The sequence below is a fragment of the Paenibacillus luteus genome, from assembly GCF_006542765.1.
GTDB lineage: Bacteria > Bacillota > Bacilli > Paenibacillales > Paenibacillaceae > Pristimantibacillus > Pristimantibacillus luteus.
Window position 1 is genome coordinate 71,673 of sequence record NZ_SKCD01000011.1, and the last position, 14,306, is coordinate 85,978.

Genomic DNA, 14,306 nt, shown 5'->3' on the forward strand with positions numbered 1-14,306 from the left:
TAAAATAGAGGGGGAATGAAAGGAATGATCATATGGCTGAAAATCCTACTTATCCTGCTATTCATCAATATAATATGCAATATACGCATCCGCCTGGAATCCTTATATCTGATCACTACAACGAGCCTCATGGATACACCTGTTATCGGCCGCAAGGGACGAAGGATTGGCTTATTATGTACACACTATCAGGTAAAGGATGTATAAATAATGGCAGGAAAGGTTATCTGACATGTACTTCGGGGACGTTGACCCTTGTATCGCCCGGAACCATACAAAACTATTTCACCGAAGAAGGGCATACTTGGGAGAAGCTGTGGGCACACTTCGTGCCTCGTTTGTCATGGATGGACTGGATTCCAACCAGTAACACGGAAGGTCCTGTCTTTCACCTCCACTTTGATGATGAGAAGTCCCGCCAAGCGTTAGAGTCGGCTTTTCGGAGAGTACTTTCCTATAGACTTGATGGTTATGGATTGCTTCGTGACGAGTTGACCTTGAACGCGCTTGAAGAAATCATCCTGCTGGTTGCCAGCCAGAATCAACAGAAGAAGCTAGATTCGCGAGTGAAAGAAATACTCGATATCCTATCTGAGCATTATACAGAAGATTTTCTTGTGGAGGACCTTGCCAATAAGGTGTGCTTGTCTCCCTCCCGTCTCTCTCACCTGTTCAAGGAGCAGGTCGGAGACTCCATTATTGAAACACTGATGAAATACAGATTAAAGCAAGCAGAGAAATTGCTGCAATACACGATGCGCCCAATTACCGAGATTGCTCTCGGTGTTGGTTTCAATTCGTCTGATTATTTTACCAGGCAATTTACCAGCTTCTACGGAATCAATCCGTCACAATACCGGAAGCAGCATCGGCAATGATTTATAGATCTTACCCGATCGAAAAGCAAAAAATGTCTGCCCCTCCGCTCATGGTGAACGAAAGGACAGACATTCGATCTTCTTTAAATTCAATTTAACTAACTAATATGCATCAAGATACCAATACCGGTTGCTTACCAAAAAATAGTTGAATCTCCCTTTCTGCACTCTCAATGGAATCAGAACCATGAATGATATTACTGGCAATGTCGGTCGCAAAGTCTCCGCGAATCGTTCCTACATCAGCGTCAACGGGATTTGTTGCACCAATCAACACTCTTGATTGTTTTACGGCATTCCTGCCTTCCCAAACCATAGCAAATACTGGACCGACAGAAATAAAATCCACCAATTCCTGAAAAAACGGTTTTTCTTTTAAATCCGAATAATGTTCTTCTGCCTTCTCTTTCGGTACCGTCATTAATTTGGCATCGGTCAAAGTGAAGCCCTTCCGCTCAAACCTTATAACAATTTCGCCAATAAGACCTCTGCTGACTCCATCCGGTTTAACCATAATAAATGTTTGTTCCATGTGTATTCCTCCATTAATAGTTAGTTATACGGCAGGCAAAACATTTTTCTCATCTTTAAACTGTATAGCTGCTTGAGCTGCTGCAATCCGAGCTAAAGGAATTCGATATGGCGAGCAGCTCACATAATTCAAACCCGCGTTATGGCAGAACATGATGGACTGGCGATCGCCGCCATGCTCCCCGCAGATGCCTGTTTTGATACGAGGCTTTACGCTGCGCCCCGAAGCAACGGCCATTTCAATCAGTTGTCCGACGCCTTCGTGATCCAGCACTTCAAAAGGATTATGTGGCAAAATGTTATGATCAAGATAATGGGCAAGGAATTTATGCTCTGCATCATCACGGCTGTATCCATAAGTCATTTGAGTTAAATCATTGGTGCCGAAAGAAAAGAAATCGGCTTGCGCAGCTATCTTTTTAGCCGTTAACGCCGCGCGCGGCACTTCAATCATGGTACCTACTTTATACGGGCAGGCCTGTATTTTTTCTTTGCCAAGCACTTGCAGCGCTACTTTATCAACGAGTTCCCGCATCGCTTTTAATTCAGCCACATCTCCTACCAATGGAATCATTAGTTCAGGTATGACTTCTACACCTTCGTCCAAACAACGGGAGAATGCCTTGAATATAGCTTCGATCTGCATATCATAGATTTCCGGATATACGATGCCGACTCTGCAACCGCGCTGTCCTAGCATAGGATTTTTTTCTTGCAATGCCTCCGTCTTCAGGATGAATGCGCTTAACTGTTGTTGTTTCAGCCGTGATGCCTCTTTATCTTCAACAAGTACAGCTAGCTGTTCTTCACGCTCTAGATGGAGCATTTGTTCGCGGAGTTCATCGAGATTAGGCAAAAATTCATGAAGCGGCGGATCCAATAACCGGATCGTCACGGGAAGCCCCGACATCTCCTTGAACAGTTCAAGGAAATCGGATTGCTGCATCGGGAGAATTTCTTCCAGTACCGCCTTTCTTTCATCAATTGAATCCGCAAGTATCATCCGCTGCACAACCGGCAGCCTAAAGGGTGAAAAGAACATATGCTCTGTCCGGCATAAGCCGATCCCTTCTGCTCCAAGTTTCCTAGCCACGGCTGCATCACGGGGAGTATCTGCATTAGCTAATACCTTTAACTTTCGAATTTCATCGCTCCAACGAAGTATTTCTTCAAGCTCAATCGACATTTCCGCTTCGTGCAAGGATACTTTGCCTTCGATAATTTGGCCTGTACCGCCGTCCAGTGTAATCCAATCTCCTTCATGGATAACAGAAGAAGCAACATACATCGCCTTGTTTACCGGATCAATTCGGACAGCCTCGCATCCGCACACACAAGACTTCCCCATTCCACGAGCCACTACCGCTGCATGGCTAGTCAATCCTCCTCTGCTGGTTAACACCCCTTCCGAAATTAGCATGCCTTGGATATCCTCGGGAGTCGTTTCCTGTCTTGCCAGAATCACCTTTTTACCGGCTTTGCTCCATGCCACGGCTTGGTCGGTATCGAATACAAGTTGGCCTGTCGACGCACCCGGAGAAGCTGCCAAACCAACAGCTAAAACGTTTTGAATTTGGAATTCATTTAAACCCCTGTGCAGGAGTTGATCGAGATGTGAGGGCTCAATCCGCAGGATGGCCTCTTCCTTCGTTATCACTTGTTCGTGCACGAATTCTACTGCTAATCGTACAGCCGCTTGGGCATTTCGTTTACCGCTTCTAGTTTGGAGTATGTACAGCTTACCCTGCTCAATCGTAAACTCGATATCTTGCATATCTTTAAAATGCCGTTCTAGACGTTTAGCCACATCGACTAGCTGTTCAAATGCTGCAGGCATGGCTGCTTCTAACCGAAGGATGGGAAGAGGGGTTCTAATTCCGGCTACCACATCTTCGCCTTGCGCGTTAAAGAGAAACTCGCCATATAATTCGTTTGCGCCAGTAGAAGGATTTCTAGAGAAAAGCACGCCGGTTCCGCTCGTTTCGCCTGTATTTCCAAAAACCATGTTTTGAATAGTAACAGCCGTCCCTTGCTTATCCGATATGTGGTTTATTTTCCGATAGTATTTTGCTCTAGGATTGTGCCAAGACTTGAACACCGCTTCAATCGCAAGCAGCAATTGTTCGTGTGGATCTTGAGGAAAAGGCCGTCCAGCCTGCTCGATCACACATTTCTTATACCTGTCGACGATCTGTCGTAATGCCGCTTCCGTGAGGTCTTGTTCATGATCAAGCCCTTCTTCCCGGAGAAGCGCTGTGAGCTGATATTCAAAAAAATGATGTCCGATGCCAAATACGACGTTTCCAAACATTTGAATTAACCTTCTATAGCAATCGTAAGCAAATCGAGGATTTTTCGTTATGGCGGCAAGTCCTCGAACCGTTTCATCATTCAATCCTAAATTTAGAATGGTGTCCATCATACCGGGCATGGAGGTCACTGAGCCTGAACGAACCGATACTAGCAACGGGGAAAGGGGATCACCCAAACGTTGTCCTTTTTGCTTCTCTAATGTTCCCAACGCTTCAAATAGTTGATCTTTCAATAGCTCATCGATCTTATATCCGCGATTGAAAAATCGTAAACAAGCTTCTGTCGTTATCGTAAATCCAGGCGGAACGGGCATACCCGCTCTAGTCATCTCTGCAAGGTTTGCCCCTTTGCCTCCTAGCAGCGAACGCATTTTGCCGTCACCCTCGTTAAAATCAAAAACCCATTTTGCACTAGTCAAATTCTCTCGCTCCTTCAATTTCGCTTTTGCAGCCTTCAGAGCATTCACCATAGAAACGCTTTACACGATTTGTTGGAAGAGTCGCGATTAACGAGTCGCATCTTTTACAAATTACGTAACCAAGCTCCAAACCGTCTTTCTTTTTGTTACTGCCGTTCATTGCAACGCTTTGGTATTCCATTAGTACTCCGCCTCCTGAAGACCGTTTAATTTCTTGCAAAATGCGCCAAGGAGCATTCAAGCCATGGGGGTAATTCATGACTCTTCGTTTAATGTGATTATCATTTGACGCCTCTCACCCATATAATACAACACAATAATTAAATAGTACACACTATATGATGAAAAATAAACAAAACAGATGATTTGTTGACTTTTAGATTCAATTGTTCGTCACAATAGAAGATAAGTCCACAACAAAAACTTATTTGGCTATATTCCAACGTCATTACGATATTCGTATGGCCAACCTGCAAAGTCGCTTGACAAAAAAAAGCAGCCCTTCGGCTGCTGCATTTTGTGGTACATATAAAGAAATCAAATTTCGATAAAAGATTTAATATTCATTCATTACAATATTTCGATATAGCCATCTGTTCCATGTACTCGAATTCGCTGCCCATCTTTTATTAGCTTGGTAGCATTCTCCACTCCAACAACGGCTGGCAGACCATATTCTCGCGCGATCACTGCTCCATGAGTCATCAGTCCACCCACTTCGGTGACTAGTCCTTTAATGGATACAAACAATGGTGTCCAGCCTGGATCTGTAAAGGAAGTTATTAAAATATCTCCATCTTCTAGATCTGCATCTTCCATACTTAAGATGACACGTGCGCGTCCCTCAACCACGCCGGCGGAAACAGGCAGACCTACAATAGCGTCGGCTGGAAGATTTTCTCGTGCGTACTTCCCGGCGATGATCTCACCATCGGACGTCATAACGCGTGGGGGAGTTAATTTTTCGAATAATTTGTACTCGATTTTTCGTCTGTTGATGATTTGGTTATCCAATGTATTCGTGCGTACGACATCACGAAGTTCATCAAACGAGAGATAGTAAATATCTTCTCTGTCATGAATGATGCCCGCATATACGAGTTGTTCGGCTTCTCTCAGTAAAGCCTGTTTATAAACGAAGTAGCGATTAATCATTCCGTATTTGGGATACTCACGATAACCGATGTACGTTCGGATGATGCTGATCATTCGTTTGGTCTCTTCAGCTTTTTGTTCACCGCCTGGCAGTTGATTTAATCGATGTAATAACTCTTGTTCTTTTTCTAACGCTTCCTGCCGCCCCTGCTCAAATTTACGTTTGCCGGTATTAGGCTCAAGGTTTTTAATGTTACCTAGAATAATCGGGACAAGCGTGAGCGGTTTTTCCGACCAACGAGCTTTAGAGATATCGATTTCACCGGCACATCGCATACCGTATTTATGGAGATAAGCATTGATCGCGTCCTTCGATTCCTGTCCGCCGTCAAACTTAACGAGTTCATCCAGAAAACGATCATCTTTAACATGCTGTAAATAATCAATGACTTCTGGATAAGGACGAATCTTATCTGCAACATCCAATAGTGCTAATCCCATTTCCGAAGTAATATTGTTTGGTACAGATTGAGAAAGCTTGTCTGCTGCGTTTTTTTCACCTAACCACTCATTCATTTTTTCATTGATCCACGTTGAGGCATTCATAGCAGCCATAAATACGCTTGTACTTTGCGGGTCAAATAGAATTTTCTTTAGTTCAAGGATATCTTCTTGAATAAAATCAATTAAATCCGATCCTGATTTCGTTTGGATGTTTTGTTTTAACTTTTCTATCGATGTTTGATTACTCTTAATTAAATTAGTAACGATTGAAGGATCGATTTCGACTTGCGCCAACATTGTTGTATTGCCTCTGCTGCGATTCGGTGCTTTTTGCTCATCCGGTAACGATTTAATAAAATCTCCTCTCTCTAAAACGGTCGTGAGTGCGTCTTTTATGAGCGGATCGGATTGTCCCACGTTATCTAATAACATTATTCTGTTGGTAGGCGAAGCCAGCATAGGCGTAACATCAACAAACAACCTTCCACCGGCTTTGCGCATAGGTGCAGGAGTAATTAATAAGTAGAAAGATAACCCTAGAGGTGTGATGGGGTCGGTCATCATTTGTTGATGACCCACAGATAAATAAACGTGATTATCTTGATCATTCGCTTCCGGAATCGGATACAATGTCGTGATTGGCCGACTTTGGACAATATAAAATGAATGATCGACCAAACACCATTCGATATCTTGCGGGCAGCCAAAATAAGCTTCGATCTGTCTACCCATTCGTGCAAGCTGTAAAATTTGTTGTTCGGTGAGCGTTTGAGCCTTTTGCTGTGGGGGATTGATTTGCTGAATCTCTGTTCCGCCTTCTTTTAGTCCGTAGATAGCTAATTTTTTGGTTGCGATTATCTTACTGACGATGACCTCATCCTGAACTTTATAACTATCAGCAGAGACCAAGCCAGAGACCAGAGCTTCTCCAAGTCCAAAACTGGCATCAATGGATAACAGCTTTCGGTTAGACGTAATCGGATCAGCAGTAAATAAAATTCCAGAAACCTGTGGGAAAACCATCCTTTGAATAATTACGGATATAAAAACTTCCCTGTGGTCAAATCCATTTTGCATACGGTAAATGACTGCACGATCCGTAAATAGAGATGCCCAACATTTGCTAATATGCTGCATGATAGCTTCATGGCCAATGATATTTAAATAGGTGTCTTGTTGGCCCGCAAAAGAGGCATGTGGCAGATCTTCAGCAGTTGCACTAGACCGCACGGCATAAGCATGTTCATTACCAACCAGTGAGAGATAATGAGTAACGGCTTCCTTAACATCAGAAGGAATCTCTATATTCATAATGATTTGTCGAATCTTTAGGCTGATTTCATTAATTTGATCTCGATCTTTTACTTTTAGCATGGATAATTGAACCAACAAAGCATGATATGATTCATTTTGTTCAATGGCTATTTGATATCCTACAGTCGTAACACAAAATCCTTCGGGAACGGTTATTCCTTTAATTTTAGATAATGTCCCTAAATTCAACCCTTTTCCGCCAACGAGCGAAAGCTGCGTTTTATCCATTTCTTGAAAACCGAGAACCAAAGTACTCATTTAACATCGCTCCTTATTATAAAACTGAAAAAAGGTTTGACAAAAACGTACCGGCGTGATATATTAAATATATATGATAGATAATTTATATCCAAATACATTAATTTAATCGCGTCCTTATTATATCATCGTGTATTTTTATATGCAATATGAAAGAACCTGATTAATGAATCAGGTTCTTTTTTTGATTTCTATGATCAATACTCTCGTTTATTTCTCTTTTTATGAAATCCCCTTTTCTCTTTTCAATAAACTCTGTTTGACTAATGGAATGTAACGCCCTCGCGACGATTCGAAATTCACAAAGCATCTCCTTCATCCACTCATCCGAGAACTCTAATTTTATTACATTTGCAACAATAATAATTTTGTGTATGCTTGTACTGTATTGAATTATTGAAGAAAGCAGTGGGAGTGAATCGTATGGAGATAAAAATCGATGATTTAACAGGAACCGAAATAATAGCGTTTATCAAGGAACATCTACAGAACATGTTTGAAAATTCTCCTCCTGAGAGTGTGCATGCATTAAATTTGGATGAATTAACATCGCCTGAAATTACCTTTTTCAGCATTTGGGAACAAAACGAGCTTTTGGGCTGTGGCGCTATTAAAGAATTGGATAAACAACATGGTGAAATTAAGTCCATGCGTACTTCTACCAAGCATCTAAGGAAGGGTGTCGCATCAAATATGCTCGCCCATATTATTGAGGAATCCAAACGGAGAGGCTATCGGCGATTAAGCTTGGAGACCGGATCCATGGCATCTTTCGAACCAGCTATAAAATTATATAAACAATTTGGATTTGAACAATGTAGTCCTTTTGCGAATTACACCGAAGACCCCTACAGCGTTTTTATGAAAAAAGACTTATAAGTGTAACAAGGGTGCTATTGGTATTGAATAAAGATAATTACTTCCACGAACTTATTGTAAGATGTACGAAGAGTAAAATAAGCCCCGGACTACTGTTCGGGGCTAGTTCAACCAACCTTCTCACCATGTTGGAATAGCAAGCTCTGAATTGGAGAAAAAGCCGAAATATTTGCATCTTATTTAAAAATTAACTTCGCTTTAAGATTTCGGTTATTTTCAGTGGATTAAGATGGTCTACCGTCAGACTCACTTCGTCTTGATGCACGATAATCATGTCCATAGTGGCCTTCTTCAGGAGATTAATCAGTGTCTCCAGTATTTCGGGATCATCGTTAGAGTTAGGCGAGAGCTTGAATGTGATTTGTCCAAAATGGGCTTGAGGAACTTTATATTTCACCATATAGGACATATTGTTCACCAAAGTTTCCAACTTACAGGTCGAGTCTATCGATACCTGAATATTACTGAACATTGTTTTCGATAACTGATTCTGCAATTGAACCTGTTCCCATCTCAAAATATCCTCAAGCGGCATTACTTCGCGGAATTTCCTGCCGCGCATTTTATGGTGGGCTAGAATTTCTTCACTAAACAAAGCAAACTCACTTTCTTCTGCTTTGAACGGTACAGTTAGTTTCTTGGGATGATGCCTCTCATTATAAAGCTGTTGGTGTTTTTTTCCTTCCTCCATCGGTTCGTAAGCATCGTAAGGCAGAGCAATCACCGCGACATCCTGGTACGTTCCCGTTCGAGATACCATCAAATCATCACTTAGCGGGTAATCCTTTTTCAGCTTTAGTGCGTTCTCCTCCTCTAGTTCCGTCATTGCCCCCGAAAATGGATGATAATTGTTCGAGTTATGTCCACCGCTTGTGCTTAATCCCATCATCCCGCGCCCTTCGCCTTGCCGCTCGGCTAACAGCATATTGCCTTCCTCGTCAAACGGGACAACGCCCTGATAATTAATCTTGGCGCTCAGCATTCGCTGAAGCAATTCCCGCACAGGCACTTTAATTGTTAAAGTGTTGCCCGATGCCTCGCAATGCTGCTTATCCAAGTTCAATGACTGGGACAATGTGCTTGAAACAAGTTCGAGCTTATCCTTCTCGTTTGATTGATCATTAACTTTAATTTGAACGTAATCTTCATCAATCGTTCTTACCTCGATACTGTATTCCTGGAGCTTATTCTTATTATTGAGTACAGAGCTCTCTGTAGCCCCCTTACCAGTAACGGGATGGATCGCTCCATGCTTTATGAAATAGTCTTCGTTCTGTGCAGAAGTGAGCAGTGTTTCCATTTCATGCTTGAGCAGCGCATCCCGAACTTCCTTTACATTGTTAAATGATCCGTGCCCTTGAGGGGAATCCGGAGCATGTTCCTGACCGTCAAGCATTACCTTGAAATCGGATAACGGGTCCAGTTCGTCCATGGACATTTCGAGGCTGTCTTTGTCCACATAGTGCGTATTGCCCAAAGCCCCCGCTAGTGCGGTAATTGCGGCGGAATGCGTGCCATCAGCACGGCGGTTATGGTTCAGCTTGGTTTTTAATGTAAGCTCGTCCTTAGACAGAAGCGCCGTCGTATATTCGCTCTTGTTTTCCAAAATAAGCTTTTGCAACAAATTGATATCCGTCACTTCTCTTGGAATAACGGCAATGCCTTTATGCGGAACGATATTGTTGGTATACATCACATTCAGCAGCTCAACGATCTCTGATTTTTCGCTGTTTCTCGCAATGTCAAGTGCACTCTTCACAATAAAAGGCATTTTTACCGCTTCGGGATGTTCCATAAAAAAGTTCTCAACTGCCAATAAATCTCCTTCTATAATGCTTTTCTTCAACTCCGCCAACTTCATGGTGACATTCTCCAATTGCTGATTAGAATCGTGGGGTTTGCGAATGGTATCCATATAGCGAATATCCAGTGGCAACGATCCTCCAATGGAAGCTTCCATGAAATAAAACTTTTGAAAAATGTCGGCTACAGCCTGTTTGGACATAAATTCCTGCTCCATTGGTATGTTTAGTTCCTTTGCCTGCTTCAGCGGTTCCAAGATCTGCAGCTGCGCCTTTTCCGGCAATTGATCGAAATGACGCATGATGAAGCTAGCTGTGGCTTTTTTGAAGTTTTTCCCTACCGCTACCTCATCCGAAAGGTTAAAAGAATATTTTTTTATCTCGCCGCTCGACTTATCGCTATAGGTATAGTGAATTTTCGAATCCTGCGTGTGAACCTTTTCGGGTTTGCCGCTTTCGAACTCGATCATGATTTTCATTTCTGAATCTAGATCAATCGTACGTTCGTGCTGCGCCCCCCAGTCCTCGCCCTTCACGACTAAATGCTTCGCATGGAGCGGCTCGGCTTCCATGAAATCATCCACATTCATAATAAATTCTGGATTGGTGGTGCTATTTAGCGATTTTGGCGTTGGAAGCTTGTCCTTGATTGTGCCAGTACTGTGATAATTATAATAATGCGATTGGTTCGATTGGTCGGACTCGGTATTCAACCCTTTGCTTTTGATCCCTTTGACATTTTGTACGCGATCCTGTGACATAAGACTTCCATCTTGCATAATAACATCATAAATAGCAGGATCGGTTAAGGCATGCTTCATGTAATAAGGTATCTGCTGTGCAAGCTTGAAGAACTCCGCTCTCAACTGTTGAAGCTCATGGTGGTCGGGCAGCTCTTTAGCTGCGCTTCGTTCTCCGTAGGCTGCATTGCGTTCGGAGGCTTCGACTAAATCAATGCCTACATGTTTTTTTACTTTTTTATTCGCATGACGGCCGCCGATGATTTTCTGTAAAGTGGTAATCAACTTTAGTGATTTATCTTCCAATAGTTCCTCGCGTATTTTAGGTTTGCGAACGACCTTTCCATCGCCAAAATTTTCAATCTCGTACATCGTGTCGGAGGATTCAAATAACCCCACTAAATCCCCATGCCCATTTTCCTGTAGAAACTGTTTCAGGCTCATCTCTAAGCTTTTGGCTTTTGCATGCTTGTGAATCTCAACATATACCTTGCCGACGGCGACAACATGTTGTTCAGGCACTAGTGCTAGAAACTCCCGAAAGGCATCCTTCTGTTCCGTTAGGCAGCCAAGCATGTGAGCCACGTTCGATGCGGTTTCTTCCTCGTTATCCCATGTAAGTTCAGAAATGAGTTGTTTTGACTGCTTCAGTACATTCTGGTGGCCTTCTTTCACGCTGCGACGAATGGCCGTTCCTAACGTCACGGCATTGCTGCTGTTCAACGTGGTGAAGTCTAATTTTTTGACGATGGTTCTACTCTCGACAGGATGGCCTAGCAGCAATTCTACAACGTCGGTATACTTTCGGTCAGCTGCCGCATCCAATGCTGTCATCCATTGCATCTTCGGTATTTCCGGATACTTCGTATCTTCATCATTTTGTCCGTTAGATTCCGTGATTTGAGGGACAGCCAGCTCTTCTTTGGTTTCTTCGAATTGACCATCGTCGGAAATTTCGAAATCTTGCACATCAACGTCTTCATCATTCTGTTCACTATCCGTATCCGTATCAGTTTCATTGCTCCCATTCGACGACAGGTAGGCGAGGTTCGGATTGGCATGAATGGATAATAAATATTCAACGACTTCGATATGGCCTTCTAACGCGGCGTTTATTATTGCAGAACCTGAATGACCATCGGTTCCAGAAACAGCGTCTATCTTAGCGCCATGGATCACCAATAATTTGACAAGCTCGAGCTTCCCTTCGCCCGCTGCTTCATATAAGGGCAGTTGATCAAGAAAGCTAGGTCCGTTTACATCGGCTCCAGCGTCAATCAATGCCTTAACCATCCCTATGCTACCCTCATTTATTGCATAGCTAAGCATAGTGTTCATTCCCAACTTCGCTTTTAAATCCACACCGCTTTTCAATAGCTCCGTCAGCATATCTTCACGATCCGCTTCAATACATCGAAAGGTTAAAATAACCTTGTTTTTCGGTGCAACAATCATCAATAGATTCCGATTAACAATTATTTTCAGCAACAAATCGATTAAGTTAGGATGATTGCTCACGTAACTAATTACTGATGTCAAATAGGGGTCGGTTACATCGTCGGAATAGTTTTGGAGGATTTCTTGTACTACTGCAAACTTTCCCTCCTTAACAGCTGCAACTAAAGCAGTGTCCTTGTTGACTAACTGTTTAACCTGGGTAGAACTGTTTCCTGACTTTTCAACATGCTGTTTCATCAATTTATTTACAGCCTGATTGCCGATTGTCTGTTGCAAATGATTAATCTGTTCATCGGTTAGATTAGACTGTGGTTTACTCTCGTTTACTGGTTTTTCACTTTTGTTAACAAGATTGGAATCCTTAATTTCTGCTTGCTTCGTTGAATGGGAGAACTGAGGCGATGGTTTCATCGTGGATTCCTCTTTCTAAAAACCAAATTTAAAATCAACGGAATTTTTCTATGCAGAATAAGAGTATGTCCACATGTTTTACCATAGATTACCATAGTTTAAAAAGGAAGAACACCAAAATTGTTTCATGTCGTAATCCAATACATCATTCTCACAAGGAATGATGCTGTAGGTGATTTGAAGTTACCTTTCTTAATGCTTTTCGTATTACCATATGGATTTAATTTGCTTTGTTCATCGATTAACCGTAATAAAAGTTTGTTATATAATTTTAGGAGGCCTGTTATGCCTGATTTGTTGCTGTTGCTATTCTTGTTTAATTTATCTCTATTTCTCCTGCATGAAATGGATGCAATCCGACGTTCGGAGTGGAAACTGTTTATGGTTTTAAAACAAATGGATGATGCAAAAGCCTATAAAGTGTTCACCCTTATCCATCTCCCGTTATACACTATCATTCTTGCTTTTCTATTTAGCCAATATCAAATGATTATGTTTTGGTTTCTAGACATCTTTTTTATAATTCATGCGATCCTGCATTTGTTTTTCGAAAAGCATTCCAGTAATGAATTTAAAAATACATTCTCTCGATTTATCATCTATCCAATGGGAATCATTGCTGCCATCCATTTATTCTTGTTGATTACGGATATATGATATGTTACTTTTAGCAACGCTCAAATAACAAAAGAACCATCGTCAATGCTGAATGACGATGGTTCTTTTGTTTGAATTCGTTTTTTATTTAAATGGTTTGTTTGGAAATTGTCCCGAAATATTCGATAACGATCTCTCGGAACTCCTGAGCTGCCCGTGAAATGTAACGACTCTTGTGCCAAAGCAAAGCGATTTCCCTTACCAATTCGTGATTCTCTATTTGGAGATATGTGATATTTACCGTTGTAAGTCTTGCCGTACTCGGAATAAAGGCTATGCCGATTTCTGCTTCCACAAGCGAGCTTAACCTTGCCGGTTCATCTCCCTCGTACACATAATTGGGAACAAATCCAACCGATTTGCAAATAGAGTCCACTAGATCACGAGTACCATAGCCCCTCTTTACACCGACAAACCATTCATCTCTAAGTTCTGATAGGGATACGCTCTTTCGTTCTGCTAACCGATGCCCCTTTGGTACGGCTACAAGGATAGGGTCGATATATACGATTTGACACTCAATATCATCCCCTTGAATAGGTGGAGAAGACAAACAGAAATCGATCTCTCCTCTATATAGAAGCGTAACCATTTCAAGCGTGGTCAGCATTTGTACATGATAATGGATATATGGCCATTTTTTCCGAAACTCACGAAGGATATTGGGCAACGCGCTTGCTGTGGTCACAGCCAGTTCAAGCTTGCCATGTTCGGGGCTGGTTAAATCGCTAATTTCTTGCTTTCCCTGTTCCAATTCAAACAAAGCCTTTTCTGCACGGCGAAGGAATTTGCTTCCAAACTCATTTAATCGCAGCTTCCTTCCAATTCGATCGAATAATGGGACTCCTACATCCTCTTCTAAGCGTTGAATCGTTTTGCTTAAAGACGATTGAGTGACATGTAGACTTCGCGCAGCTTCAGTCACATGTTCCAAGTGTGCAACCGCTAAAAAATATTTTAATTGAAGTAATTCCATATCAATATCCTCCACTCATTCCTTTAAATCAATGAAATCATAACATAAAATGCGTTGGAATAAATATATGAT

The 14,306-nt window shown here is 42.0% G+C and carries 9 protein-coding genes; 3 read left to right on the forward strand and 6 right to left on the reverse strand.

The genetic code is table 11. From position 1 onward, the window contains the following. Window positions 1-32: 32 nt before the first annotated feature. Window positions 33-878 (forward strand): helix-turn-helix domain-containing protein, encoded by an 846-nt coding sequence (locus E0496_RS08365; RefSeq protein WP_141501139.1) that lies wholly within the window; start codon window positions 33-35, stop codon window positions 876-878. A gap of 112 nt (window positions 879-990) precedes the next feature. Here E0496_RS08365 and ndk read toward each other — a convergent pair whose 3' ends face one another. From ndk to ppsA, 4 genes are all read right to left on the reverse strand, one after another. After that, complete coding sequence (gene ndk / locus E0496_RS08370; protein WP_141501140.1) at window positions 991-1,410, reverse strand: nucleoside-diphosphate kinase; 420 nt, start codon at window positions 1,408-1,410, stop codon at window positions 991-993. 24 nt (window positions 1,411-1,434) lie between these two features. Then, entirely contained in the window at window positions 1,435-4,191 is a 2,757-nt protein-coding gene (gene ppdK, locus E0496_RS08375; RefSeq protein WP_141501141.1) for a pyruvate, phosphate dikinase, read from the reverse strand. Continuing rightward, entirely contained in the window at window positions 4,133-4,321 is a 189-nt protein-coding gene (locus E0496_RS08380) for a GapA-binding peptide SR1P (protein ID WP_241674642.1), read from the reverse strand. The genes ppdK and E0496_RS08380 overlap by 59 nt, the downstream gene beginning before the upstream one ends. A gap of 389 nt (window positions 4,322-4,710) precedes the next feature. After that, the gene (gene ppsA / locus E0496_RS08385; RefSeq protein WP_141501142.1) at window positions 4,711-7,311 is read right to left on the reverse strand and encodes a phosphoenolpyruvate synthase; all 2,601 of its coding nucleotides are present in this window, start codon (window positions 7,309-7,311) and stop codon (window positions 4,711-4,713) included. A 423-nt stretch (window positions 7,312-7,734) separates the two neighbouring features. On the opposite strand from ppsA, the gene E0496_RS08390 reads away from it, so the two are divergent. Continuing rightward, on the forward strand, window positions 7,735-8,190 hold the full coding sequence (locus tag E0496_RS08390) for a GNAT family N-acetyltransferase (protein ID WP_141501143.1): 456 nt from the start codon (window positions 7,735-7,737) through the stop codon (window positions 8,188-8,190). Between the two features lie 187 nt (window positions 8,191-8,377). Here the strand turns inward: E0496_RS08390 and E0496_RS08395 are convergent, their stop codons facing one another. Beyond that, window positions 8,378-12,601 (reverse strand): ankyrin repeat domain-containing protein, encoded by a 4,224-nt coding sequence (locus E0496_RS08395; RefSeq protein ID WP_141501144.1) that lies wholly within the window; start codon window positions 12,599-12,601, stop codon window positions 8,378-8,380. A gap of 285 nt (window positions 12,602-12,886) precedes the next feature. On the opposite strand from E0496_RS08395, the gene E0496_RS08400 reads away from it, so the two are divergent. After that, a complete protein-coding gene (locus E0496_RS08400) occupies window positions 12,887-13,258 on the forward strand; it encodes a DUF6713 family protein (RefSeq protein ID WP_139998813.1) in 372 nt (123 codons plus the stop codon). Window positions 13,259-13,346: 88 nt separating this feature from the next. On the opposite strand, the gene E0496_RS08405 is transcribed toward E0496_RS08400, so the two are convergent. Beyond that, entirely contained in the window at window positions 13,347-14,234 is an 888-nt protein-coding gene (locus E0496_RS08405) for a LysR family transcriptional regulator (RefSeq protein WP_141501145.1), read from the reverse strand. Window positions 14,235-14,306 lie beyond the last annotated feature (72 nt).